The organism is Stenotrophomonas sp., assembly GCF_035634915.1.
Taxonomy (GTDB): domain Bacteria; phylum Pseudomonadota; class Gammaproteobacteria; order Xanthomonadales; family Xanthomonadaceae; genus Stenotrophomonas.
Genome location: NZ_DASQCB010000018.1, coordinates 222,619 through 246,999, shown reverse-complemented (window position 1 = coordinate 246,999; position 24,381 = coordinate 222,619). Strand labels below are relative to the sequence as shown.

Here is a 24,381-nt window from a genome sequence, read left to right as displayed (position 1 = left end):
GCAGCGGCTTCCCCGCGGGAATCACCCTGCATACGTATTCAATGGCTTTCACAGCGTTGTAATCGATTCCAGTGTCCGTATTCCAACCCCGGCGCTGCGCGCCGCCGCCCGAGCGCGGGCCCGGGCACTACGGTGTAGAGCCGAGCCCACGCTCGGCTGCTCTCAGAGCGGGGTGAACCGGATCGCCTGGCCGCCGCCCGGTGCCAGTACCAGGGTCAGGGCATCGGCGCTGGTCACCTCGCGCGTCTCGCGCTTGAACGCGAACGGATTGCTGCGGAAATCCGCGCCTTCGCCATCGCGATAGATCTCGGCGCGGTAACGCACGCCCGGTTCGAGGAAGCCCAGCGACACCGGCAGCACGCGGCCGTGTTCATCGGTGATGCTGCCCAGGAACCAGTCGCGGCTGTTGCGGTCGCGGCGCACGATGGTCACGTAGTCGCCAACTTCGCCATCGAGCACGCGGCTCTGTTCCCAGTCCACCGCCACGTCCTCGATGAAACGGAACGCCTCGCGGTGCTGCAGGTAGTGCTCGGGCAGGTCGGCGGCCATCTGGATCGGGCTGTACAGCACCACGTACAGCGCCAGCTGGCGGGCCAGCGTGCTGGGAATGGCCTGGCCGTGGCGACCCTTCAGGCTGAGGATGCCGGGCGTGTAATCAAACGGCCCGGCCAGCATGCGGGTGAACACCAGGTTGACCTCATGTTCGGGCGGGTTGGGCGGCTGGCCCCAGGCGTTGTACTCCATGCCGCGCGCGCCTTCGCGCGAGATCCAGTTCGGGTAGGTGCGGCGCAGGCCGGTGTCCTTGATCGGCTCGTGCGGGTTCACCGACAGGTGCCGCTGTGCGGCCTCCTGCACCACCTTCAGATGGTGGCGGGCCATGAACTGGCCGTCGTGCCACTCGCGCCACAGCGGACCGCCGGCGGGACTGCGGCGGTCGATCTGGCCGTCATCGCAGACGTAGCCGGTCTTGAACTGGTCCACCCCCAGCCGCGCATACAGGTCCAGCGCGGCACCGAGCTGGTCTTCGTAGTGCTCGATGGCGCAGCCGGTTTCGTGGTGGCCGATCAGGTGCACGCCCTTCTTCAGGCCGTACGCGGACAGCGCCTCGATATCGAAGTCCGGCGTGGCGCGGGTGAAATCGAAGTCGTAACCGTTGCCGACCCACATGCCGTCCCAGCCGGGATTCCAGCCTTCCACCAGCACGCCGCGGAAGCCATGGGCGGCGGCGAAGTCGATCACCTTCTTCGTCTTCGCGGTGGTGGCGGCGTGCTTCGGGCCGGTCGCCCAGCTTTCGTTGTCCAGGTGCATCGACCACCACACGCCCAGGTACTTGGCTGGCTTCACCCAGCTCACATCGCCCAGCGCGTTGGGCTCGTTGAGGTTGAGGATCAGGTCCGACTCGACCAGGCCGCCGGCGCGGTCGGCGATCTGCAGGGTGCGCCACGGCGTGGCGAAGGGCAGGGTGCGCCGCACTTTCCAGCCTTCGGCCGAGGGCGAAAGCTGCGCGCGCAGGCGCTGGCCCTCGGTGCGGCGCAGCCACATGCCGGCGTAGTCCACCAGCGCGGCCTCGTGGATGGCCACGTGCAGGCCATCCACGCTGCGCAGGGTCATCGGCGTGTGCACCAGCGGCACCTCGCGCAGCGGCGTGCGCTGGTACAGGTATTCGTAGTGGATCGGTTCGCCGGCCGGAATCCACCAGGCGGTCGAGTCGGGCGCGATGGCGAACTCGGTCAGCTCGTCATCGATGATCGCCTCGCGCAGGTTGGGCTGCTCGGGGAACACATAGCGGAAGCCGAGGCCGTCGTCGTACACGCGGAACACCACGTCCAGGCGGCGCTTGCTGCCGGTGGTCTCGGCCAGCTGCACGGTCAGTTCGTTGAAGTGGTTGCGGGTGACCCGGCGCTCGCCCCAGGGCTGTTCCCAGCTGTCATCGACGCTGCGCCGCTGTTGGCCGAGCAGGGCGAAATCGCGGTCGAGGCGGCCGTCGCGCAGCTCGAAGCCGAGCTTGGAATCGGCCACCACGGGTTCGCCGAAGCGTTCGACGCGGTAGCGCGCGGTGCCACCGTCCAGCACCAGGCTGACCGTGAGCACCTTGCCCGGTGATTCAACGCTGGCGACCTGTGGCGCGGCCTGGGCCACGGTGGCCAGGCCCAGCAGGGCCAGCCCGGACAGATGCGCGAACACCGCGCGTAGTGCAGCAGATGAAGCCGGCATGTCCCCTCCCAAGGCGCCATTGGCAGACCAGGACCATAAGCCAGCGCGGTGGCCGGTCTTCACGCAACGGCGATGAATACGTATGCAACTGGCCGCAGGCCGCAGCGCCGCGTCTACCATGGGGCCAAGGCACCTTGAGGGAGGCGCCGCGCCCGCGCACCGTCATGGTGGCGCGGACCCACAACGGTGCAGAGAGGGAGGGAGGTCGACGGGCGCAAGCCGGTCTGCCGCTTCGATGCTGAAGATCATTTGCCTGACGGCTGCCCTCGGGGCAGCGCTGGGAACGACCGCGCACGCGGCCGACCTGGAATTCAACGGCCGCCATGCGCGCGCCGAAGCCGCTGCCAAGGGCAGCTTCGTGCTGCATGCGCCCAAGGGGGACGTGCAGATCGCCGCCGCGCCCATGCGCAGCCAGACCGCCAGCGTGATGTTCGACGCGCTGTTCGCACTGGCCCAGCAGGACATGGACCAGGACCGCGTCGATGCGATCCGCGATCCGTCCTTCGACGAAGGCCGCCCGGTGCCGTGCGAGTGCTTCCAGACCGGCGCGCGCTGGCCCTATGTGTGGACCCGCGATCTCAGCTTCGCCGCCGACCTGGCCCTGGCGAAGCTGGACCCGCAGCGCACCCGGCAGTCGCTGCAGTTCAAGCTGTCGGCCGCGCGCGATGGCCATACCCCCGGCCTGTTCGTGGCCCAGGACACCGGCTCCGGTGGCAGCTGGCCGATCAGCAGCGACCGCGTGGTGTGGTTCCTGGCCGCGCGCCACCTGCTGGATGATCCGGCCTTCGCCGACCAGGTCTGGCAGGCGCTGCAGGGCACGCTGGCGCAGGACCGGGCGATGGTGTTCGACGCGCAGATGGGCCTGTACCGCGGCGAAACCTCGTTCCTGGACTGGCGCGAGCAGACCTACCCGGACTGGACGCGTGAGAACGTGCGCTTCATCGGCGATTCCTACGCGCTTTCCACCAACGTGCTGCACTACCAGGCCCTGCGCCTGGGTCAGCAGATGGCCGCGCAGCTGGGTGTCGAGCGCAGCGAGCAGTACAAGGCCTGGGCAGATGCGCTGGCGCTGCAGATCGATGCACGCTTCTGGCGGCAGGACATGGGCCAGTACATGAGCTACATCGGCGAAGCGGCGCACCCGGTGCCTTACGCCAAGGTCGACCTGCTGGGCCTGTCGCTGGGCATCCTCGCCGACGTGCTGCCCACCGAACGCGCGCAGCGTGCGCTGGCCGCCTACCCGATGGGGCCGGCCGGTAGCCCGGTGGTGTGGCCGCAGGAAGCGCAGCAGCCGATCTACCACAACCGCGCCATCTGGCCGTTCGTCAGCGCCTATTCGCTGCGCGCCGCGCGCAAGCTCGATGATGCCCCGCGAATCGCCGCCGAGATCCGTTCGCTGATGCAGGGCGCGGCGTTGGCCGGTTCCAACATGGAGAACTACGAACTGGTCACCCAGGCCGTGCACGTGGACGAAGGTGCGCTCAGCGGCCCGGTGGTCAATTCCGAACGCCAGCTGTGGTCGGTGGCCGGTTACCTGGCCATGGTCAGCGAAGGCGTGTTCGGCCTGCAGGACGATGGCAGCGTGCAGCCCAAGCTGCCGGCCAGTCTGGTGCCGGACCTGTTCGGAAAGCAGCGCCGCATCAGCCTGGACGCCAACGGCAAGCGCTACGTGCTGGAGCGGCCGAAGCAGCTGGGCGACGGCCTGCTGGTGGCCGGCAAGGTGAAGACGCGCGGTACCACCACCACCGTGCAGCTGGTGCCGGCCGCTGCCGCGCCACGTGCGGCCGTGGCCAGCGCCGATGCCAATGCGCGCGCACCGGCGACGCCGGCTGCGCCGCAGGCCAGGCGCAGTGGCAAGGGCTGGACCGTGGCCGTGGCCGCCGACCAGGTGCTGTGGCAGGACGGCAAGGTCGTGCAGCCAGCCAAGGGCGTGGCACGCGTGGGCGACGATGGCCTGCAGCATTGCCTGAGCCTGACCCGTCGCGAGGGCGCGCTGGAATCGCTGCACAGCCCGATGCTGTGCGTGGGCCCGCAGCAGGTGCTGCGTGGTGATCGCCAGTGGCGCTTCAACAACGCCAAGGCCGGTCACGTGCGCCTGCGCCTGCAGTACAACAACCCGAACGGGCCGATCAACACTGGCGTGACCGCCGCGGTGAAGCAGTTGAACCTGCAGTGCGCGGGCAAGCCGGCGCAGCGACAGACCGTCACCCTGCCGCACAGTGTGGCCGCGCAGGAATCCACGGCGGTGAGCTTCGCCGTGCCCAAGGGCCGTTGCACGGTCACGCTTGAGGAAGGCTTCAACATGAGCGCACTGCAGCACTTCGCGCACTACACCGGCGGCAAGGGCGGGCGCGAGGGCGTGCTCAACCAGGCCCAGGTGCAGGCGCTGAAGGTGGCACCGGTCGCGGCGGTCGAGGGCGCACGATGAGCCGTCCCGCCAAGCCGCAGCTGTCGTTCTGGCAGATCTGGAACATGTGTTTCGGCTTCCTCGGCATCCAGTTCGGGTTTGCCCTGCAGAACGCCAACGCCAGCCGCATCTTCGAAACGCTGGGTGCATCGCAGGACGCGGTGCCAGGGCTGTGGATCGCCGCGCCATTGACCGGCCTGCTGGTGCAGCCGGTGGTGGGCTACCTGTCCGACCGCACGTGGACGCGCTGGGGCCGACGCCGCCCGTTCTTCATGATCGGCGCGGTGCTGACCACACTGGCCCTGCTGGTGATGCCCAACTCGCCCACGCTGTGGATCGCCGCCGGCACGCTGTGGGTGCTCGATGCCTCCATCAACGTGTCGATGGAACCGTTCCGCGCCTTCGTCGGTGACCAGCTGGCGCCCCGCCAGCGGCCCACCGGCTATGCGATGCAGAGCTTCTTCATCGGCGTCGGCGCCATCGTCGCCAGCTTCCTGCCCTTCATCCTCACCCACTTCGGTGTCAGCAACACGGCGGCGCCGGGTGAAGTGCCCGATTCGGTGCGCTATGCGTTCTATTTCGGTGCGGTGGTGCTGCTGGCCGCGATCAGCTGGACGGTGTTCAGCACGCGCGAGTATTCGCCCACCGAGCTGGCCTCGTTCGACGATGCCGAACCGCCGGCGCACCATGCCGGCGCCACCATCACCGGGCCCGCGCCCTGGGGCCAGGTGGCGCTGTGGCTGGGCCTGGGCGTGCTGCTGGCGTCGCTGATCGCCTGGCGCCAGGGCGACAGGATGCTGTACGTGCTGGCCGGCCTGTGCGCGGGCTACGGTCTGCTGCTGGCATTGGCCCGTGTGCTGCCCGGCACGCACATGCTGGCCGCCATCGTCGGCGATCTGCGCGCGATGCCGGTGACCATGCGGCGCCTGGCCTGGGTGCAGTTCTTCTCGTGGTTCGCGCTGTTCGCGATGTGGATCTTCACCACCGCGGCGGTGGCCGGTACCCACTTCGGTTCCACCGATCCGCAGTCGGCAGCCTACAACGAAGGTGCCAACTGGGTGGGCGTGCTGTTCGGTGCCTACAACGGATTTGCCGCGCTGGCCGCACTGCTGATCCCGCCGATGGTGCGCGCGCTCGGCCTGCGCTGGAGCCACCTGGTCAACCTGTGGCTGGGTGGGGCAGGGCTGATCTCGATGATGTTCATCGACGATCCGCGCTGGCTGCTGCTGTCGATGGTCGGCGTCGGCTTCGCCTGGGCGTCGATCCTGTCCCTGCCATATGCCCTGCTGTCGGACAGCGTGCCGGCGGCGAAGATGGGCGTGTACATGGGCATCTTCAATTTCTTCATCGTGATCCCGCAGCTGGTCGCGGCCAGTGCGCTGGGCTTTGCCCTGCGTGCGTGGCTGGGTGACCAGCCGATCCACGTGCTGGTGCTGGGCGGCTGCAGCCTGCTCGTCGCCGGCCTGTGCGTGCTGCGGGTTCCGTCCCGTCCGGAGGTGGTGTGATGCGTTGTGTGTTGGCTGTTGCTGTTTCCCTTGCCCTGTTCGCCGGCCAGGCCGTGGCCGCGCCGCGCCCGGACTACGTCGGCACCACCGAGCCGTTCGCCAGCGATGCGGTGTACTTCGTGGTCACCGATCGCTTCGTCAACGGTGATACCTCCAATGACCACCGCGACCAGGGCGGCAGGCATCGCACGTTCGACATCCCGGTGCCGTGCCCGGACAAGGTCGACGGCAATATCGGCTACCTGGGCGGCGATTTCCGCGGCGTGCTCGACAACGCGCAGTACATCCGCAACCTCGGCTTCGGTGCGGTGTGGATCACGCCCATCGTCGACAACCCGGACGAGGCCTTCACCGGCAGCAAGCCGATCAGCTGCACCAGCACGCTGACCGACCGCGGCAAGACTGGCTACCACGGTTACTGGGGCATCAACTTCTACAAGCTCGACGAACACCTGCCGAGCAAGGATCTGGATTTCGCCGGCCTCAACAAGGGCCTGCACGCTGCCGGCCTGAAGGTGGTGCTGGACATCGTCGGCAACCACGGTTCGCCGGCATGGACCATGCCGAAGCGGCAGCCGCAGTTCGGCCAGATCTTCGACAAGGACGGCAAGCTGATCGCCGACCACCAGAACCTGCCGCCGCAGAAGCTGGACCCGAAGCACAACCCGCTGCACGCGTTCTACAACAACATCGGCCCGGTCGACAGCAAGGACGGTTCGATCTTCGACGGCAACCTGGCCGAGCTGTCCGACTTCAACCAGGACAACCCGGCAGTGATGGATTACCTGGTTGGCGCCTACCTGCAGTGGACCGCGCAGGGCGTGGACGCGCTGCGTATCGACACCATCGGCTGGCTGCCGCACCCGTGGTGGCACGAGTTCGTCAACCGCATCCGTGCCGCGCATCCGGGCATGTTCATGTTCGGCGAGGCGTTCGACTACAACGCCGCCAGCATCGCCGAACACACCTGGCCGGCCAATGCCAACGTCAGCGTGCTGGATTTCCCGCTGCGTGGCGCGCTGGAACAGACCTTCGGCACCACCGGCAAGGGCTTTGAGACGCTGGCCGAACCGCTGCACCTGACCGGCGGCCCGTACGCCAACCCGTACGAGCTGATGAGCTTCTACGACAACCACGACATGCCGCGCCTGCAGGCCAGCGACACCGGCTTCATCGACGCGCACAACTGGCTGTTCACCGCGCGCGGCATCCCGGTGGTCTACTACGGCTCGGAAACCGGCTTCATGCGTGGTCGTGCCGAACATGCCGGCAACCGCGCCTACTTCGGCCAGCAGCGCGTGGATGACGCGCCGCAGAGCCCGATCTTCGCGCCACTGCAGCGCATCGCCAGGCTGCGTGAGGCCACCCCGGCCCTGCAGCGCGGCCTGCAGGTGAACGAGCGCCTGCAGGGCGATGAGGCGGTGTTCTTCCGCGTGCTGCAGCACGGCGATGTGGCGCAGACCGCACTGGTGCTGCTGAACAAGGGCGATGGCGCGCGCAGCATTGAAGTGGATCGCTTCCTGCAGCCCGGTACCTGGCGCGACGCGATGGACGGCGGCGAGCTGAAGGTACAGCGCTCGTTGAAGGTGCAGGTGCCAGCGCACGGGGTGAAGGTGTATGTGCTGGACGCCCCGGTGCGGCAACCCGCGCTGCAGGCCGAACTGGACAAGGCCATGGCTGACCAGCAGGCGCGCGACCAGCGCCTGAAGCGGTAGTGCCGGCCGCTGGCCGGCAGCCCCGGATGGATGGCATATTCAGCTGCCGGCGAGCGGCCGGCACGACAGCAAGGATGGGCTGAATGATGCGACGTCTGCTGGTTTCGCTGGGCGGTGGTGTGGCTACCGGTGCCCTGATCGCGGCAGTGACCTTCCCGTGGCTGGCGCGCACTGCCGCCATCGCCATGCCGCGCACGTTCAACGTCCATCTGTGGGACGCGCTGGTCGTATTCGGCCTCGGCGCCAGCCTGGTAGCGCTGCCGCTGACGCTGCTGGGCTTGCGCCTGACCCGGGTGCGAGGCACCGATGTGGCGACCCTGCTGGTGTCGGCCCTGTTCGCGCTGGTCGTCGCACTGAAGATGATGGACGCGCTGTACGCGGGCGGCAGCGTGATGCTGGCATGGGCCGTGGGCATGCTGTTGGCCGCGCTGCTGCACGGCCTCTGGCGGTCGTCTGGCCAGAGCCCGGTCCCCGCGCAGTAGAGCCAGGCCATGCCTGGCGGGAGCCCCGTGCAAGCTGTAGAGGCGAGCCTACGCTCGGCTGCGCTTGGCTGCGCTTGGGAGGGCAGAGGCAGCCGAGCATGGGCTCGGCTCTACAATAGGCCCCCCTGACTCCCTGCCGTACCGCCATGACCGACCTCTCCCCGCAGACCCCGATCGAGACCCTGCTGAAGGCCGCGATGGACGGCGCAGTGCCGATCCGCGCCTTCATGGAAGCCTTCGTGGCCTCCGAGGTGGTGCTGCTGACCGGCAGCCTGGTCACCCCCGATGGCAGCGGCTTCGACCCGCTGCTGTTCGACAAGCAGGGCACCCTGCACGTGGCGGTGTTCACCGATCCGGCGCGGGTGGGCATCCACGGCCAGCAGGCCCCGCACCAGATCCGCTGGCTGATGCTGGACGTGCTTCGCCGCGTGCCCGGTGGCTACGGCGTGGTGGTCAACCCCGGCACCACGCTGGGCTTTGAGATCTCCGCCAGCGGCGTGGGCGAGATCCTGAAGGATTTCGCGCAGGGGTGAGCAAGGTCTCCGGAATGGACTCGATGGCCCGCGCTGCCTCCCACCACGAACGGCGGGCGGCCATCTGGCTGGCGACTGGCGTGGCTCTGTCGATGGTGATTGGGTTGACGCTTGCATTCGGCTTCAATATCGACAACAGCCCCGCGCCGCTGCTGGCATGGGTCGGCAGCTGGGGCGCAGCGTGGCATCTGTACCGCCGTGCGCGGTTGCAGGGGCGCGGGGCATGGTTGTTGGGCGGCTTTGCCATGCTGGGGCCAGTGCCGGCAGTTCTGGTCCATCTCTGGTTGCGCTGGGCGTAGAGCCACGGAGGTCGATGCTGGCCATGCCGGTGTTGCGCAGGGCTGCCGCGTTCGTCGAGTCGAGCTTGCTCGACTGCTTCTGCAGACAGCAGTCGAGCAAGCTCGACTCCACGGAAGGGGTTGCCAGGCATGGTCTTGCACCACTTCAGACCGGGTAGTAGAGCAGGGCGGAGCCCTCGGCCAGTGCTTCTTCGTAGAAGCCGGAAAAGCCACGGTAGGCGTCGGTGTTGAGCGCGTCCACCTGGAGACGGCCACAACGCAGGTCGCGTATCTCATCGAAGCCAAAGCGTTCGCATTCGGTCACGGCCAGGTCGAAGGCATCACGCTCTTCCTCCTGCCTCAGGAACAGCAGGGCGTTGTGGACCACGCCGATGTCAGGCGCGTTCCATTCAAACTCCGACGTGCCGGCATAGCGGCCGGTGAATCCATAGACCATCACGATCACGTTGTCTCTCCCGCCGGAACAGCGGAGGTGCCGGCAACCACCGGCACCCCCGCCTGCATCACATCGACACCTTCTTCCGGTTGTCGTCGCTGTCGCGGTCGATCAGCTTGTTGTACGGATCGAACCCGGCTTCATCCGGCCTGGCGTCCACGGTCACCGTGATCGTAGGGCCGGCCCCGGTGATGTGATGGCGCTGCAGGTACAGCACCTTCTGGTCACGCTCCTTGCCGGAAGGACCCTTGGCGAACACACCGATCTCAACCCAGTCGTCCAGCGGGGCCGGCGTTTCCTTGCCCTGGCCGTCGGCGTACACCTTGGCCGCGTGCAGTTTCAGGGTCACATCAAAGCGGCCATCGTCACGCTTGCGCGCGCTGGCCGATTCCAAGCGGTTGTCGTACAGGGTGATCTTCTCGAACAGGTCGGTCAGCAGCTGCTGGCGGTCGGCCGGTGTTTCCGCGCGCAGGTAGGCCACCAGTTCCCGCGAGGTGGTGTACGGCGGCTGCTGGTAGCCCTTGTCCTGCAGGAAACGCTGCAGTGCGCGGTTCACGGCAGCTTCGCCGATCTCTTCGCGCAGGCGGTAGAACACCAGCGAACCCTTGTTGTAGTGGATGTACTGCTGGTTCTCCACCCGCTCCAGCGGCAGTTCCCCGATGCGCTCGCTGCCACGTCCGGCCAGGTAGCGGTCCAGCTCGGTCTTCAGGAACTGGCGCATGTGCGCGCGGCCGTACTCCTTCTCCATCACCATCAGCGCCGAGTACTGCGAAAGCGATTCGGACAGCACCGTCGCGCCCTGCACATTGGCGCCGATCACCTGATGCGCCCACCACTGGTGCGCGATCTCATGGGCGGTCACGTAGAACACGTAGTCCACCTTGTCCGGATCGCGCAGGTCAGCGATGAAACCAATGGACTCGGAGTAGGGAATGGTGTTGGCGAAGGACTGAGCGAAACTGCGGTAGCCCGGGAACTCGATGATGCGCACCTGGCGGTGCTGGTAGGGGGTGAAGTTGGCCTCGTAGTAGGCCAGCGACTTCTGCACGGCCTCGATCATCCGGTCCACGTTGTAGGGGTGGGCCGGGTCGAAATACACCTCGATCGGGATGTCCTTGTACATGCCCTTCTTCACCTGCCAGCGTGCTGACAGATAGGCATAGAAGTTCAGCATGGGCCGGTCCATGGCGTAGCTGAAACAGCGGCGGCCATCGACCGTGGCTTCCTTCTGCAGGTAGCCCGGGGCCAGCGCGACCTGGTCCGGCGCAGTGCAGATGGTGGTGCGGAAGTCCAGCCAATCCGCGTCGTCGGAAATATAGGTATTGGCACGTGCCGCTTCATCTTCCAGCTTCGGCATGCGGGTCGGTTCGCCCAGGCCACGCTTGCGTCGCTCGTTGCGGTCTTTCAGCTCGCTGTTCTCGTCGTAGCCGAAGGACGGCAGCATGCCGCTGTTGAAGAACGTACCGTTGTCCACGATGTTGCTGGGCGCCTGGCTGGCCGTGATGCCCCTGGGCTTCTGTTCGACGCGGAAGTGCACCAGCCGCTGTTCGCCGGGTTGCAGCGGCGCAGCCAGCCGATAGATGCGGTAGCCCAGGTCTACGTCCTGGAAGGTCAGGCGCTGCCCGCCAAGGTCGACCTTGACCAGCTCGCGGTCGTCGCCCATCGAGATGTGGATGTCGCTGATCGGCGTCGCGTGCGTGTTGCGTATCGTCCAATCGGCGTCGAGCGTCATGCTCTGCGTTTCCGGACGCAGATCCACGCGGTTGTCGATGGCGATGATGCGTGGCTGCGGCAGGTTCCTGTATCTGGACAGCTCGCGCTCGTAGCGCACCTGCAGATCACGCTGCTGGTCCGGGGAGACGAACTCATTGCGGATGTTGGTGCTCCAGTACAGCCAGCCGCCCAGAGCGACGAAGGCCAGCAGGGAGACTGCAAAGCCGGCGCCGGTCGGGCCGCGCAGGCGGTGCCTGGCCAGCTTTACCCGGTCACGCAGGCCGGTGCCCACGCCGCGCACCCAGAAGGCCGACGCCAGGAACAGCAATGCGACCAGCAACAGGGCCCAGTAGCCTTGGAACACCAGCTGCCCGGGCAGGAAGTGGCCGTAGCCGTTCATGTCCGAATACGGTGCGTTGGGCCAACTGCCGAAGTTGTACAGGTTCTGGGTGTAGTCCAGCAGCCCCAATGCGACCTGGGCGATCATCACCACGATCAGCAGCGCGTAGCCGAAGAACTTGTTGTTGGTCAGCACCTGCAGGACCAGTGCCAGCCCGCCCATCAGGATGTAGAACACCGAGCCCAGTGCCAGCGCCTGCAGGTACAGCAGCGGCTGCAGATGGGTATAGCCCTGCGCCAGCTGCAGCACCATCGACACCACCGCGCCGATGAGCTGGAACGTGGCGACGATCACCACCAGCGTGGTGAGCCGGGCCAGCAGCGGTACCCAGTTGGGTACGGGCATGGCGTCGCTGACTTCGTTGAGGCGGACGCTGCGTTCCTTCCAGATCAGTTCGCCGGAATAGAACAGCACGATGATCACCAGCAGCCAGCTGTACGCCTGCTGCAGCGCCGTGAGCATTTCGCTGGTGACCGGCCAGATCGGCGTGCCGTACAGCGAACTCTGGTGCAGCGCGCCGGGGATGAAGTTGGCCAGGCCCAGCACCAGCAGCACGATGAACGGCACGCTGCGCAGCACGCCCACGGTGTCGAAGCGCACCTGGCGCAGGAACTGGCGCCAGCCGGTAGCGGCGGTGAACACCGGGCGCACACGCGGCGCCACGATCTGCACCGGACGCGCCGCATCAGCACCGGCCACGGCATTGCGCCGGCCCCAGCGGCGACGCCCGCTGCCGGAACGTTCGGTGCGGAAGACGGCGAAGGTGGCAGCGAACAGCGCCGCGGCCACGCCCAGCCACAGCGCACGGTTGGCCAGCAGGTAGCCGGCCATCTGCGGCAGCTGGGTGTTGCTCTGCTCGGCCGCCCAGTAGCGTACGGTACGGCCCAGCGCACGCATGCCCAGCGGTTCGGTCAGCGTGGCGATCCAGACGTTGTCGATGTCGCTCAACAGCGACGCGCTGACCCCGTACAGCACGAAGTACACGATCAGGCCGATGTAGACCCACAGGATCGAGCGGGTTGCCGCGGCCAGCAGCGAGAGCAGGGCGGTGGTGAACACCACGTTGGGCAGGACGATCCAGGTGAATGTCCAGACGTAGGCGCCCAGCGATACCGGGCCGACCCGCGCCTTGTCCACCCAGGGCATCAGCGGCCCCAGCAGGATGCCGAGCGCGATGATGAGATAGACCACCAGGCTGGCGCAGATCGCCGCCAGGATGCGCCCGGTCAGGTAGTCGCGACGCTTGATCGGGCTGGCGAAGATCAGTTCGGCCGTACCCAGCTCGAAGTCGCGCAGCAGGGCATTGCTGACGAACATCGTGGACACCAGCATGCACATCATGGTGAACACGCCCATGAAGCGCGCGATGACGATGGGCGCGTTGCTGTGCACGTTGCCGGCGCCGCCGCCGATCTGCACGGCTTCGGTGGAGGTGGCGGCGAAGGCCAGGGCGGCAAACAGGAAGGCCAGCAGCCACAGCAGCGGCGATCGCAGCTGCTCGCGCAGCTCGAAGCGGAAGAAGGTCAGGATCATGGTCTGCTCCGCTCAGGCCGCGCGGGCACGCGCCTGCAGGCGCAGGCGCTGGAAGTAGACGTCCTCGAGATCGGGGGCCACCGCGCGGAAGCCATCGCCGGGATCGCTGGCACTGTGGATGTGGATGACCGGGCGACCGCCGACCAGGCGGGTGGACAGCACCACGTAGCGCGCCTCATGGTCAGCCAGCTCGGACGGCTCCACCTGCTTGCGCCAGACCTGGCTCTGCAGCGCGTCGATGGCGTCGCTCGGGCTGCCGGTCAACAGCACCTCGCCCTTGTTCATGATGGCCATGCTCGGGCACAGGTCGGTGACGTCCTCCACGATATGGGTGGACAGGATCACCGCCACGTTCTCGCCGATCGCAGCCGGCAGGTTGAGGAAGCGGTTGCGTTCCTCCGGGTCGAGGCCGGCGGTGGGCTCATCGACGATGACCAGGCGCGGGTCGCCCAGCAGCGCCTGGGCGATGCCGAAGCGCTGGCGCATGCCGCCGGAATAAGTGCCCAGCTTGCGCTTGCGTGCGTCCCACAGGTTCACCTGCTGCAGCAGGCCATCGACCACCTCGCGGCGCTGCGCGCGCTGGGTCAGGCCTTTGAGCACCGCGAAATGCTCCAGCAGGTCCACTGCGCTGACCTTGGGGTAGACGCCGAAATCCTGCGGCAGGTAGCCCAAGCGGCGGCGCACGGCGTCCTTGTCGCGCAGCACGTCGATCGGCGATTCACCGGGGATGGTCAGCACCGCGCTGCCACTGTCGGCTTCCTGCAGGGTGGCCAGGGTCCGCATCAGCGAGGATTTGCCGGCGCCGTTGGGGCCCAGCAGGCCGAACATGCCGCGCGGAATGTCCAGAGTGACCGCGTTCAACGCGTGGACGCCGTTGGCGTAGGTCTTGGACAGCGAGTCGATCTGCAGCATGCGGCGTACACCTCTTCCCTGTGTGTGAAGAGCCGTTTATCGCGCTGAATACGCTGTTGGTCAATGCCGAAGGTCATGGTTCGTGCCCGAGGGGCGGACGTTGGCGGTGAGATCAACCTGAACGCGGTCCCAAAGCGGCCTTCGATCACACAATGCCTCTACAGCGGCCTCGCTAGGCTTTCATCATCTTCAAAGCCATGCAGGCGCACATGCGGATCGCCACCGGAGTGGAAGGACTGGACACGATTCTGGGCGGCGGCCTGCCGCAGGCCCGGCTGTACCTGCTTGAAGGTCCACCCGGCTCAGGCAAGACCACCCTGTCGCTGCAGTTCCTGCTGGAAGGCCTGCGCCGGGGCGAGCAGTGCCTCTACATCACCCTGTCCGAGACCGCCGAGGAGCTGCGCGAGGTCGCCAACGCGCACGGCTGGTCGCTGGAGGGCCTGCACCTGTTCGAGCTGGGCTCGGCCGAAGGCGCAATGGGCAATGGCCGCCTGCAGTCGGTGCTGCACTCCTGGGAAATGGAGCTGGACGAGACGGTCAACATGATCATGTCCAAGGTGGACAGCATCGGGCCAACCCGGGTGGTGTTCGATTCGCTGTCCGAGCTGCGCCTGCTGGCCCAGGATTCGCTGCGCTACCGACGGCAGATCCTTGCGCTCAAGCAGTTCTTCGGGCCGAAGAGCGCCACCGTCATCCTGGTCGATGATCTGACCTCTACCGGCGAGGAGCGCGATGGCCAGCTGCACAGCCTGTGCCATGGCGTGATCTCACTGGAGCGGCTGACCCTGGATTTCGGCCCCGCGCGCCGCCGCATGCAGGTGCAGAAGCTTCGTGGTGTCGAGTTCGTCGCCGGCTACCACGACATGGTCATCCGCCACGGTGGCCTGGACATCTTCCCGCGACTGATCGCCTCGGAGCACCATGGGCGCTTCCTGGGCACGCCGATCAGCAGTGGTGTTCCGGAAATCGATCAACTGCTTGGTGGAGGCCCCCTGCGCGGCACCTCCACGCTGTTGACGGGCCCGGCCGGCAGCGGCAAGACCAACGTTGCCCTGCAGTACGTCTGGGCCGCGTGTGAACGGGGCGAGCGCGCCTGCATCTTCGAATTCGATGAGCGAGTCGGCACCCTGCTGGCCCGTGCCAAGGCGCTGGACATCGACCTGCACAAGCATCTGGACAGCGGGCTGCTGGAGATCCTGCAGATGGATCCCGCCGAGGTCTCACCCGGCGAGTTTTCCTGGAACCTGCGCAAGTCCGTCGAACAGCGCAACTGCAGCGTGCTGGTCATCGACAGCCTCAACGGCTACGTGACCGCCATGCCGCAGGAAAAACAGCTGATGCTGCAGCTGCATGAGATGCTGTCCTATCTCAACCAGAAGGGCGTCGTCACGTTCCTGGTCAACCCGCAGCACGGCCTGGTCGGCACCATGTCCACCGGCAGCCTCAACGTGTCCTACATCGCCGATGCGGTGGTGTTGTTCCGTTTTTTCGAGGCCAAGGGCCGCATCCGAAAGGCCATCTCGGTCATCAAGAACCGCGGTGGCGCGCATGAGGACACCATCCGTGAACTGAAGATCGATGGGCGCGGTATCACCGTCAGCGCACCGCTGGCCGACTTCCAGGGCATTCTTACCGGGACGCCGGAATTCGTCGGCGATGGCGCGGCGCTGCTCGGCCAGTCCGATGCCCGATAGCGGAGCAGGAGGGCCGGTTGTCCGCATCGTTGCACCGTTCGGGCGTGACGCTGACAGCATCGCGGCGGTGCTCGGCGCTGCGGGCCTTGCCACCAGCATTGCGCCCAACCTGGAAGCGCTGGCAAGCCAACTCGACGACAGCACCGGGCTGGTTGTCGTCACCCAGGAAGCGATGGCGCGTGGGGGCGATGCGTTGCTGCCGGCATTGCAGCAGCAACCCACCTGGTCGGATATTCCCTTCATTCTCCTGCGCTCCGCGCGGTCTTATCGCCGCCCCACACGTGATCCATTGCTTCCTTCATCGATCAACGTCGTTGAGATGGACAGGCCGCTGGGCAGTGTCTCCCTGCTCAGCGCGGTACAGGGTGCCTTGCGCGCACGCGACAAGCAGTTCCTGGTGCGCGACCAGCTGCAGGCGCTGGCTGATGGCCGGGCTGCACTGGCGCGCAGCGAGTCCGAACTGCGCCTGATCGCCGACACGATGCCGGTGCTGATCGCTTTCGTCGATACGACGATGTGCTTCCGCTTTGCCAACACCGCCTATGAAGACTGGTTCGGCCTGGCCACCGGCGAAGTGATCGGCCGCCACGTGCGCGACGTCATCAGTGAACCCGTCTGGCAGCAGCGCAGGCCGGCGATGGAGGCGGCGCTGCAGGGGCAAGGCGCGGTGTTCGAGATCGAATGGCCACACCGCCTGCGCGGTCGCCGCGACTGCGAAGTGCGTTACGCGCCTCGCCGCGATGCGCAGGGCCACGTCGATGGCTTCCATGTGTTCGTCACCGATATCACCACCGCCAAGCTGGCCCTGGCCAGCAGCCAGCAGCACGCCCAGGCTCTGGAAGCGAAGGTGGCCGAGCGTACCCGCGAGCTGGAAATGCAGATGGCCGCGCGCGAGGCCAGCGAGGCGGCACTGCGCCAGGCGCAGAAGATGGAGGCGATCGGCCAGCTGACCGGTGGCATCGCCCATGACTTCAACAACATGCTGACCGGCATCCTGTCGGCGCTGGATATCGTGCGGATGCGCCTGGAAATGGGCCGGGTGGATGACCTGGATCGCTTCCTCGACACGGCGACCGCATCGGGCCAGCGGGCGGCCGCGCTGACCCAGCGGCTGCTGGCGTTCTCCCGCCGGCAATCGCTGGACGCACGACCGGTGGAGATCAACGCGCTGCTGGAATCGGTACAGCACCTGCTGCGCAGCACGCTGGGCGAGTCGGTGCGGATCATTGCCGAACCCAGCGCCGGTGAACTGCACGCCACCCTCGACGCCAACCAGTTCGAGAGCGCCATCCTCAACCTGGCCATCAACGCCCGCGATGCGATGCCGCATGGCGGCCAGCTGACCCTGCGCACTGCCTCAGCCAGTGTGCGCGAGGGGCAGTATCCGGCCGTGCCGGCCGGGCGCTACGTGCAGGTGGTGGTGGCCGACACCGGGGCGGGCATGGCGCCGGCCGTGGTCGAACGCGTATTCGAGCCCTTCTTCACCACCAAGCCCATCGGCAAGGGCACCGGCCTGGGCATGTCGATGGTCTACGGCTTCATGCAGCAGTCCGGTGGCCATATCGCCATCCAATCGCAGGTGGGCGAGGGCACGGTGGTGTCGCTGTTCATGCCGATGGACGAGGCGCCCGGGGCCAGCGCGCCGGCAGCGGCCACGCAGGCGATCCGCCGCGGTGCCGGCCAGTCGATCCTGGTGGTGGAGGACGATGCCCAGGTACGCATGCTGGTGACCGTGGTGCTGGAAGACCTCGGCTACCACACCCAGGTGGTGGGCGATGCCGATGCGGCGATTCCGATCCTGGCCTCGGCGCAGGCCATCGACCTGCTGGTGACCGACGTCGGCCTGCCCGGCATGAACGGCCGGCAGCTGGCCGAGATCGCCCGGCAGTCACGCCCGTCGCTGCCGGTGCTGTTCATGACCGGCTATGCGGAGAAGGCCCAGGAGCGCGCATCGTTCCTCGACGAAGGCATGGCGATGATCGCCAAGCCGTTCCTGTTGGATGAATTCAGCGCTGCAGTGCGTACCGCCATGCCGGGAGCCCGGTAGAGTCGAGCTTGATCGACTGCCGTGCCTGTCGATTCCCGTCGGTGCGCCGATCGGTCATCATCGGGCGCTATCCAGGGAAAGGGAGCAGGGCGTGGGCGGATATCTGTTGCTGAAGGACGATTTCGAGGCGCGCATCCGCCTGCTGGCACCTCAAGAAGGCGGCCGCCGCCACCCCGCGTACAACGGCATCCGTTGGGACTTCGCCTATGCCGATCCGTCGGGCGAGCTTGAGCTGTTCATGATCTTCCCGGAGTTTCTGGGCGAGGATGGCCAGCCTCTGGTCGGTGACATCGCATTGCCGGTCGGCCCGTGGCTGCGGGCAAGGATGCGTATCGTGAACCGGGAACTGCGGCAGACCCTGCATCGCGATCGGATCGCCGAGGGCGTCCGCTTCCATTGCCATGAGGGCCCGCACGTATCCGCGGTAGGGGAAGTCACGCGGATTACCGGCTTGCACGAGACCCTGTAGAGCCGAGCCATGCTCGGCTGCCGTTGCTCGGCGCTACATCCGCTGCGACGACTCGCGCACCACCAGCTTCACCGGAATGCTCAGGCTCTCTACCGGCTGGCGGCCGATCAGCGCCAGCAGTTTCTCCACCAGCAGCTGGCCCGCCTGTTTGGTGTCCTGCTGCACGGTGGTCAGTGCCGGCGACACCGAGGCTGCCAGCGGGATATCGTCAAACCCGGTCACCGCCACGTCCTGCGGCACGCGCAGCCCGGCTTCCCGCAGCGCCCGCATCGCGCCGATGGCGATCAGGTCGCTGGCGGCGCAGATCGCATCGATGCGTTCGCCGCGTGCCAGCAGCGCCTGGCAGGCTTCCTGCCCGGACGCCTCGGTGGTGATGGCATCGTGCTGCAGTGCCGGGTCGGCGGCCAGGCCGTGCGTGCGCAGCGCCTCGACATGGCCGCGGTAGCGCTCCTCGAATTCCGGGTAATGGCTGGAGGCATGGCCGAGGAAGGCGATGCGGCGGCAACCCTGCTGCAGCAGGTGGGCGGTGATGTCATGCCCGCCCTGGAAGTTGTCGCTGCCGATCGACACGCCTGGTTGGCCGGGCAGGGCGGCGCCCCAGCGCACGAAATGCGTGCCCTGTTCGACCAGCCGCTGCAGGCGGTCGCGCGACTGGTGGTAGTCGCCGTAGCCGAGCAGGATGATGCCGTCGGCCTTGTTGCTGTCCTCGTAATCGGCCTGCCAGTCGGTGGACAGTTGCTGGAAGGACACCAGCAGGTCCTGCCCGTGCAGCGCGCAGGCGCGGGTGATCGAGCCCAGCATCGAGTGGAAGAACGGGTTGATCAGCGAGTCGTCATTGGTCGGGTCTTCGAAGAACAGCAGGGCCAGCGTGCCGGCATTGCGCAGGCGCAGGCTGGAGGCGTTCTTGTCGACCTTGTAGTTCAACTCGCGGGCGATGCGCAGGATGCGCTCGCGGGTTTCGGCATTGACCATCGGGCTGCCGCGCAGGGCACGCGACACCGTGGGCTGGGAAACTCCGGCCAGGTGGGCGATGTCCAGGGAGGTGGCTTTGCCTTTGATGGTCATGGGCGGTGCGGGTGGAGGGATTCATGGATGATGCCACGGGTGGCCGGCGCTGGCCCTGACCCTGTCCTGTGGGGCGGGGCGGACGGACAGTGATTGACCGTCCCGCGACAGCCGGGTTGCTGGTGTGGGGCGTCGGCTGGCATGTCCCGCCGCCGACGCAGTGCAGGGCCCGGTGGGGGATGGGGCCACATTCCGGCCGTCGTCGGGGGCTTTCCTGACCGGGCGCACGGCGGCAGCGATGATAAGATGGCGTATTCCTGCATCCCCCAATTTCAACGGGGGCGGCCCCGGCCACTGCCTCCCGTCTGGAGGACGTGCTATCACTGGCGGCCTGCCCCTGTACAACGGACGAACACACCTATGGCGCGTGGCATCAACAAAGTCATCCTGGTCGGCAACCTCGGCAACGACCCGGACGTGAAGTACACCCAGGGCGGCATGGCGATCACCCGCATCAGCCTGGCCACCACCAGCGTCCGCAAGGACAAGGATGGCAACCAGCAGGAACGCACCGAATGGCACCGCGTGGTGTTCTTCGGCAAGCTCGGCGAAATCGCCGGCGAATACCTGCGCAAGGGCAGCTCGGTCTACGTCGAAGGCAGCCTGCGCTACGACAAGTACACCGGCCAGGATGGCGTGGAGAAGTACTCCACCGACATCATCGCCGACGAAATGCAGATGCTGGGCGGCCGCGGTGATGGTGGCGGCGGTGGCGGTGGCGGCAACTACGGCGGCGACCGTCCGCAGCGCCAGCAGGCCCCGCGCCAGGAATACGGCGGCGGTGGCGGCGGCCAGCGTGGCGGCCAGGGCGGTGGTTACGGCAACCAGGGCGGTGGGAACCAGGGTGGCGGCTATGGCAACCAGGGTGGCAATCAGCGCCCGCAGCCGCAGCAGGCCCCGCCGATGGACGACTTCGCGGACGACGATATTCCGTTCTGATCGACAGTCTGGTTGACGCCAGCACAGAACCCCGGCAAGGCCTTTGGCCTGCCGGGGTTTTCTATTGCACGTTGTGGCGTCGATCACCCCACCGCGTTCATCCACTCCACCGCGTCATCGCCCCCGGGAATGCGCATCGGCGCATTCTCGTCGGTCACCGCGCGCCACACCGCTTCGGCCACGGCCTGCGGCGTGGTCACCGGGCCGCTGCTGTCGCGGAAGCTGGCCAGCACGCCCTGCACCAGCGGCCCATAGGCCGGGTGCTCCACGCCGCCCAGGTGCGGGAACGCGTTTTCGCCGAAGCGCGTGGTCGGCGAGCGGCCGGGCAGCACCAGGCGCACGCGCACGCCCAGCGGCGCGACCTCGATGGCCAATGACTCGGTGAAGGCATTCACCGCCGCTTTGCTGGCGCTGTAGACGCCAACCAATGGCAGCGCCTTCACCGTCACCGTGGAGGTCACGTTGACGATCACGCCATGGCCGCGTTCGCGCATCTGCGGCAGCACGGCCTGGGTCATCGCCAGCGTACCCAGGGTGTTGGTGTCGAACAGGGCGCGTGCCGTATCCAGCGGTGTCAGTTCCACCGGCACCGGTGCGCCGAAGCCGGCGTTGTTGACCAGCACGTCGATCGGGCCGGCTTCGGCGATGGCGTGCGCGATGCTGGCCGGGTCGGTGATGTCCAGGGCGAGCACGCGCAGCTGCTCGGACGCAGGCAGCAGGTCGGTGCGCAGGGTGCGCAGGGTGGCGATGACCTTCCAGCCACGATCGAGGAACAGGCGGGCGGTTTCCAGCCCGAAGCCGGAGGAACAGCCGGTAATCAGTACGGTTTGCATCGGGTCCATCTCAGCGGGAACGAGTGACCATGGTCGGCCCCGCTGGCTGGACGGGCTACAATGGAGCGTCCGTATTTCCTCGTCGAGCGTCCAGTGTTGTCCGATCCGCTGTCCGAGGTCGTTTCCCTGCTGCAGCCCACGGCACGCTTTTCCAAGCGGGTCGAGGCGGCCGGCGAGTGGTGCGTGCGCCGCGAAGGCGAGGGCGAGCCGTTCTACATGGCGGTGCTGCATGGACAGTGCCGGCTGTCGGTGGACGGTGGCGCGCCGATCACCCTGCAGACTGGCGATTTCGTGCTCGTGCCGGCCCTGCGTGAGCTGGTCAACACCAGCATGCAGGCGCCGCCGGACATCAGTCCCAGCCTGCCGATGCGCATCGCCGAGGGCCACTTCCGGGTGGGGCGCGAGGACGGACCGGCAGCGTTGTGCGCGCAGATCGGCCACTGCGGTTTCGCCTCGCCGGACGCTGCCTTGCTGGTCTCGTTGCTGCCACGCCTGCTGCATGTACGCGGCGAGCCGCGTCTGGCCATGCTGGTGCAGATGGTGGGCGAGGAGGCGCGCGCGCAGCGGCCGGCCCGCGATGTAGTGCTGGAACGCCTGCTGGAAGTGCTGCTGATCGAGGCGCTGCGCAGCGGCATGGACAGCGTCGGCGGCAGCGGCCTGGTGCGTGGGCTCGGCGATGAGCGGCTCGCCGCTGCGCTGCGTGCGCTGCACGCGCGGCCACAGCATGCATGGACGGTGGCGGAGCTGGCCGGGCAGGCAACGATGTCACGCTCGGGCTTCGCCGCGCGTTTCATGCATGTGGTCGGCGTGGCACCGATGGAATATCTGCTGCAGTGGCGCATGGCGTTGGCCAAGCGCCTGCTCGTTGACCGCTCGCTGAGCCTGGAGCAGGTGGCCGAACGGGTGGGCTATGCCAGCGCCGTCACCTTCGGGGTGGCCTTCGCGCGGTTGGTCGGGATGCCTCCGGCGCGGTTCGCCCGCCTGCGCGGTGCAGGCGCCTGAACGAACGTTCAAAGCCTGCTCCGGAACCGCCATGCCGATCCACTACCATGGGCCACCCCCGTGGAAGCCCTGCCATGACTGAAGCACGCCTCGCCCTGCCCAAGCCGCCCGCTGCCCGCATCGCCGCCTGGCTGCTGATGCTGCTGGGCATGTGGCTGGCGCTGAAGCTGGGGCTGGTGGTCACCCTGTTGTCGGGCCTGCTGGTGTTCCAGCTGACCCATGTGCTGGCCAATAGCGTGGAAGGCAAGCTGCCGCCGGGGCGCGCGCGTGCGGTGGCGGTCATCGTGCTGTCGGCGGTGATCATCGGTGTGCTGGTGCTCGCCGGTATCGGCGTGGCCTCCTTCTTCCGCAACGAAACCGGCGGCCCGGACGTGCTGCTGGCGCGGCTGATGGACATCCTCAACACCTCCCGGCACCAGGTGCCGGCGCTGCTGCAGCCGTACATTCCCGAAGACCTGACCCGACTGCGCGAGGCACTGAACGAATGGGCCGCCGAACACCAGCGGCAGCTGGGCGTGGCCGGTACCTCGGTGGTGCAGGTCGGGGTGCGCATCCTCATCGGCATGGTGCTGGGCGCGATGATCGCCCTGTACGACGAGCTGCCGCTGCCGCAGATGGGCCCGTTGGCGCAGGAACTGATCGGCCGCACCACCCGCTTGGCGGTTGCCTTCCGCCAGGTGGTGTTTGCCCAGGTGAAGATCTCCCTGCTCAATACGGTGTTCACCGCGGTGTTCCTGCTGGGCGTGCTGCCGCTGTGCGGCGTGCACCTGCCGCTCTCCAAGACGCTGGTGCTGATCACCTTCCTGGCCGGCCTGCTGCCGGTGGTGGGCAACATCATTTCCAACACCATCATCACCATCGTCGCGCTGTCGGTGTCGTTCTACGTGGCGGTGGCTGCGCTGCTGTACCTGATCGTCATCCACAAGCTGGAGTACTTCCTCAACGCGCGCATTGTCGGCGGTGAGATCCAGGCGCGGGCCTGGGAGCTGCTGCTGGCCATGCTGGTAATGGAAGCGGCGTTCGGCCTGGCCGGGCTGGTGGCCGCGCCGGTGTTCTATGCCTACCTCAAGCGCGAGCTGGTCGACCAGGGCTGGATCTGAGCGCTGACCGCAGCGGCGCGCGGCAACGGTTGTGCCGCGCAGCATGGATTTTCGTGCACCGCGTCTTGCAAAAAAAATAATTCCTCCCTTATGGTGCAATCGATTGCATTGCGGTGATTCTTCAGCGTATGTACCGGTTGGGAGGCCGGCAAGTGGATGTCCATCCATTCAGTCGAACCGGTGCCGGCGCCGGGCATCAGCCGTCGCGACGCGCTGCGCACGGCGCTTGCGGGCGGATTGGGTCTCGGCCTGGCCGCGGCCGGTGCATTCCCCGCCACGGCCGCCACCGCGCCGCTCAAGGGCAGGCTGAAGCAGTCTGTTGCCCGTTGGACATTCCCGCAGCTGTCGGTCGGCCAGCTGTGCCAGACGGTCAAGGGGATTGGCTTTGACGCAATCGACCTGGTTGGCCCGGAAGACTGGCCTGCGTTGAAGGCCCATGGCATCTACAGCGCGATGTGCAACGGTGCCGAGCTGGGCCTGACCAAGGGCTTCGCGGGCAGCGGATTCCACGATGAACTGGTGGCGCGCTACACACGGCACATCGACCTGGTGGCCGATGCCGGGTATCGCAACCTGATCTGCTTCTCCGGCAACCGCAACGGCATGGATCCGCAGCAGGGCCTGGCCAATGCCGAAGCCGGGCTCAAGCGCATCCTGGGCCATGCCGAAAAGCGCGGCGTGGTGCTGGTAATGGAGCTGCTGAACTCCCGCGTCGACCATCCCGACTATCTATGCGACCACTCGGCCTGGGGCGTGGAGCTGTGCAAGCGGCTCGGCTCGGACAATTTCGGCCTGCTCTACGACATCTACCACATGCAGATCATGGAGGGCGACATCATCGCCACCATCGGTCGGCACCACGCGTGCTTCAAGCACTACCACACCGCCGGCGTGCCGGGCCGGCATGAGATCGGCGACCAGCAGGAACTGAACTACCCGGCCATCTGTCGCGCGATCCGCGACACCGGTTTCGATGGGTATCTGGCTCAGGAATTCACGCCTGCAGCGCCCGATCCCGTTGGCTCATTGCGCGAGGCGATCCGTCTCTGCGACGTCTGAAACGATATCCACCCAGGTGATAGA

At 67.1% G+C, this 24,381-nt stretch carries 19 protein-coding genes; 13 read left to right on the top strand and 6 right to left on the bottom strand.

The window, feature by feature from the left end; translation table 11 throughout:
- Positions 1–162: 162 nt before the first annotated feature.
- Positions 163–2,214, bottom strand: a complete 2,052-nt coding sequence (locus VER16_RS14115; protein WP_324809173.1) for a glycoside hydrolase family 97 protein — start codon at positions 2,212–2,214, stop codon at positions 163–165.
- A gap of 235 nt (positions 2,215–2,449) precedes the next feature.
- Between VER16_RS14115 and VER16_RS14110 the strand changes: the two genes are divergently transcribed.
- The 6 genes from VER16_RS14110 (at position 2,450) to VER16_RS14085 (ending at position 9,155) form a co-directional block, all read left to right on the top strand.
- Positions 2,450–4,642 carry a Six-hairpin glycosidase-like protein gene (locus VER16_RS14110; protein ID WP_324809171.1) on the top strand — a complete coding sequence of 731 codons (2,193 nt, stop codon included), beginning with the start codon at positions 2,450–2,452 and terminating at the stop codon, positions 4,640–4,642.
- Entirely contained in the window at positions 4,639–6,126 is a 1,488-nt protein-coding gene (locus tag VER16_RS14105; protein ID WP_324809169.1) for an MFS transporter, read from the top strand. The genes VER16_RS14110 and VER16_RS14105 overlap by 4 nt, the downstream gene beginning before the upstream one ends.
- Entirely contained in the window at positions 6,126–7,841 is a 1,716-nt protein-coding gene (locus VER16_RS14100; RefSeq protein WP_324809168.1) for an alpha-amylase family glycosyl hydrolase, read from the top strand. Before VER16_RS14105 ends, VER16_RS14100 begins: the two co-directional genes overlap by 1 nt.
- Before the next feature lie 83 nt (positions 7,842–7,924).
- Positions 7,925–8,323 (top strand): hypothetical protein, encoded by a 399-nt coding sequence (locus VER16_RS14095; RefSeq protein WP_324809166.1) that lies wholly within the window; start codon positions 7,925–7,927, stop codon positions 8,321–8,323.
- A 146-nt stretch (positions 8,324–8,469) separates the two neighbouring features.
- Positions 8,470–8,856: an SseB family protein gene (locus tag VER16_RS14090; protein WP_324809164.1), complete on the top strand. Its 387-nt coding sequence runs from the start codon at positions 8,470–8,472 to the stop codon at positions 8,854–8,856.
- Positions 8,853–9,155 carry a hypothetical protein gene (locus VER16_RS14085; RefSeq protein WP_324809163.1) on the top strand — a complete coding sequence of 101 codons (303 nt, stop codon included), beginning with the start codon at positions 8,853–8,855 and terminating at the stop codon, positions 9,153–9,155. The genes VER16_RS14090 and VER16_RS14085 overlap by 4 nt, the downstream gene beginning before the upstream one ends.
- A gap of 145 nt (positions 9,156–9,300) precedes the next feature.
- On the opposite strand, the gene VER16_RS14080 is transcribed toward VER16_RS14085, so the two are convergent.
- From VER16_RS14080 to VER16_RS14070, 3 genes are read right to left on the bottom strand one after another with little or no spacing between them, the layout of a single operon-like run.
- On the bottom strand, positions 9,301–9,600 hold the full coding sequence (locus tag VER16_RS14080; RefSeq protein WP_324809161.1) for a hypothetical protein: 300 nt from the start codon (positions 9,598–9,600) through the stop codon (positions 9,301–9,303).
- Between the two features lie 58 nt (positions 9,601–9,658).
- The gene (locus tag VER16_RS14075; RefSeq protein ID WP_324809159.1) at positions 9,659–13,237 is read right to left on the bottom strand and encodes an ABC transporter permease/M1 family aminopeptidase; all 3,579 of its coding nucleotides are present in this window, start codon (positions 13,235–13,237) and stop codon (positions 9,659–9,661) included.
- Positions 13,238–13,249: 12 nt separating this feature from the next.
- A complete protein-coding gene (locus VER16_RS14070) occupies positions 13,250–14,149 on the bottom strand; it encodes an ABC transporter ATP-binding protein (RefSeq protein WP_324809156.1) in 900 nt (299 codons plus the stop codon).
- Between the two features lie 197 nt (positions 14,150–14,346).
- Between VER16_RS14070 and VER16_RS14065 the strand changes: the two genes are divergently transcribed.
- From VER16_RS14065 to VER16_RS14055, 3 genes are all read left to right on the top strand, one after another.
- The gene (locus VER16_RS14065) at positions 14,347–15,843 is read left to right on the top strand and encodes an ATPase domain-containing protein (RefSeq protein WP_324809154.1); all 1,497 of its coding nucleotides are present in this window, start codon (positions 14,347–14,349) and stop codon (positions 15,841–15,843) included.
- The gene (locus VER16_RS14060; RefSeq protein WP_324809152.1) at positions 15,833–17,890 is read left to right on the top strand and encodes a PAS domain-containing protein; all 2,058 of its coding nucleotides are present in this window, start codon (positions 15,833–15,835) and stop codon (positions 17,888–17,890) included. Before VER16_RS14065 ends, VER16_RS14060 begins: the two co-directional genes overlap by 11 nt.
- Positions 17,891–17,981: 91 nt before the next feature.
- Entirely contained in the window at positions 17,982–18,359 is a 378-nt protein-coding gene (locus tag VER16_RS14055) for a hypothetical protein (protein ID WP_324809150.1), read from the top strand.
- Positions 18,360–18,392: 33 nt separating this feature from the next.
- Here VER16_RS14055 and VER16_RS14050 read toward each other — a convergent pair whose 3' ends face one another.
- The gene (locus VER16_RS14050; protein ID WP_108768104.1) at positions 18,393–19,424 is read right to left on the bottom strand and encodes a LacI family DNA-binding transcriptional regulator; all 1,032 of its coding nucleotides are present in this window, start codon (positions 19,422–19,424) and stop codon (positions 18,393–18,395) included.
- 360 nt (positions 19,425–19,784) lie between these two features.
- On the opposite strand from VER16_RS14050, the gene VER16_RS14045 reads away from it, so the two are divergent.
- Positions 19,785–20,363 carry a single-stranded DNA-binding protein gene (locus VER16_RS14045; protein WP_324809148.1) on the top strand — a complete coding sequence of 193 codons (579 nt, stop codon included), beginning with the start codon at positions 19,785–19,787 and terminating at the stop codon, positions 20,361–20,363.
- A gap of 83 nt (positions 20,364–20,446) precedes the next feature.
- Here the strand turns inward: VER16_RS14045 and VER16_RS14040 are convergent, their stop codons facing one another.
- Entirely contained in the window at positions 20,447–21,196 is a 750-nt protein-coding gene (locus tag VER16_RS14040) for an SDR family oxidoreductase (protein WP_324809146.1), read from the bottom strand.
- A gap of 96 nt (positions 21,197–21,292) precedes the next feature.
- On the opposite strand from VER16_RS14040, the gene VER16_RS14035 reads away from it, so the two are divergent.
- The 3 genes from VER16_RS14035 to VER16_RS14025 all read left to right on the top strand — a co-directional run bounded on the left by VER16_RS14035 (position 21,293) and on the right by VER16_RS14025 (position 24,357).
- On the top strand, positions 21,293–22,198 hold the full coding sequence (locus VER16_RS14035; protein WP_414716057.1) for an AraC family transcriptional regulator: 906 nt from the start codon (positions 21,293–21,295) through the stop codon (positions 22,196–22,198).
- A gap of 74 nt (positions 22,199–22,272) precedes the next feature.
- Positions 22,273–23,298: an AI-2E family transporter gene (locus tag VER16_RS14030; RefSeq protein ID WP_324809142.1), complete on the top strand. Its 1,026-nt coding sequence runs from the start codon at positions 22,273–22,275 to the stop codon at positions 23,296–23,298.
- Positions 23,299–23,454: 156 nt separating this feature from the next.
- Positions 23,455–24,357, top strand: a complete 903-nt coding sequence (locus VER16_RS14025; protein WP_324809140.1) for a hydroxypyruvate isomerase family protein — start codon at positions 23,455–23,457, stop codon at positions 24,355–24,357.
- The last annotated feature ends 24 nt before the right edge of the window (positions 24,358–24,381 follow it).

Excerpts from the sequence above, each read along its gene's own strand:
- VER16_RS14065 (WP_324809154.1), top strand. The coding sequence starts at position 14,347 with ATGCAGGCGCACATGCGGATCGCCACCGGAGTGGAAGGACTGGACACG.
- VER16_RS14075 (WP_324809159.1), bottom strand. The coding sequence starts at position 13,237 with ATGATCCTGACCTTCTTCCGCTTCGAGCTGCGCGAGCAGCTGCGATCG.
- VER16_RS14060 (WP_324809152.1), top strand. The coding sequence starts at position 15,833 with ATGCCCGATAGCGGAGCAGGAGGGCCGGTTGTCCGCATCGTTGCACCG.
- VER16_RS14030 (WP_324809142.1), top strand. The coding sequence starts at position 22,273 with ATGACTGAAGCACGCCTCGCCCTGCCCAAGCCGCCCGCTGCCCGCATC.
- VER16_RS14105 (WP_324809169.1), top strand. The coding sequence starts at position 4,639 with ATGAGCCGTCCCGCCAAGCCGCAGCTGTCGTTCTGGCAGATCTGGAAC.
- VER16_RS14070 (WP_324809156.1), bottom strand. The coding sequence starts at position 14,149 with ATGCTGCAGATCGACTCGCTGTCCAAGACCTACGCCAACGGCGTCCAC.
- VER16_RS14050 (WP_108768104.1), bottom strand. The coding sequence starts at position 19,424 with ATGACCATCAAAGGCAAAGCCACCTCCCTGGACATCGCCCACCTGGCC.
- VER16_RS14095 (WP_324809166.1), top strand. The coding sequence starts at position 7,925 with ATGATGCGACGTCTGCTGGTTTCGCTGGGCGGTGGTGTGGCTACCGGT.
- VER16_RS14025 (WP_324809140.1), top strand. The coding sequence starts at position 23,455 with ATGTCCATCCATTCAGTCGAACCGGTGCCGGCGCCGGGCATCAGCCGT.
- VER16_RS14100 (WP_324809168.1), top strand. The coding sequence starts at position 6,126 with ATGCGTTGTGTGTTGGCTGTTGCTGTTTCCCTTGCCCTGTTCGCCGGC.
- VER16_RS14040 (WP_324809146.1), bottom strand. The coding sequence starts at position 21,196 with ATGCAAACCGTACTGATTACCGGCTGTTCCTCCGGCTTCGGGCTGGAA.
- VER16_RS14090 (WP_324809164.1), top strand. The coding sequence starts at position 8,470 with ATGACCGACCTCTCCCCGCAGACCCCGATCGAGACCCTGCTGAAGGCC.
- VER16_RS14045 (WP_324809148.1), top strand. The coding sequence starts at position 19,785 with ATGGCGCGTGGCATCAACAAAGTCATCCTGGTCGGCAACCTCGGCAAC.
- VER16_RS14115 (WP_324809173.1), bottom strand. The coding sequence starts at position 2,214 with ATGCCGGCTTCATCTGCTGCACTACGCGCGGTGTTCGCGCATCTGTCC.
- VER16_RS14110 (WP_324809171.1), top strand. The coding sequence starts at position 2,450 with ATGCTGAAGATCATTTGCCTGACGGCTGCCCTCGGGGCAGCGCTGGGA.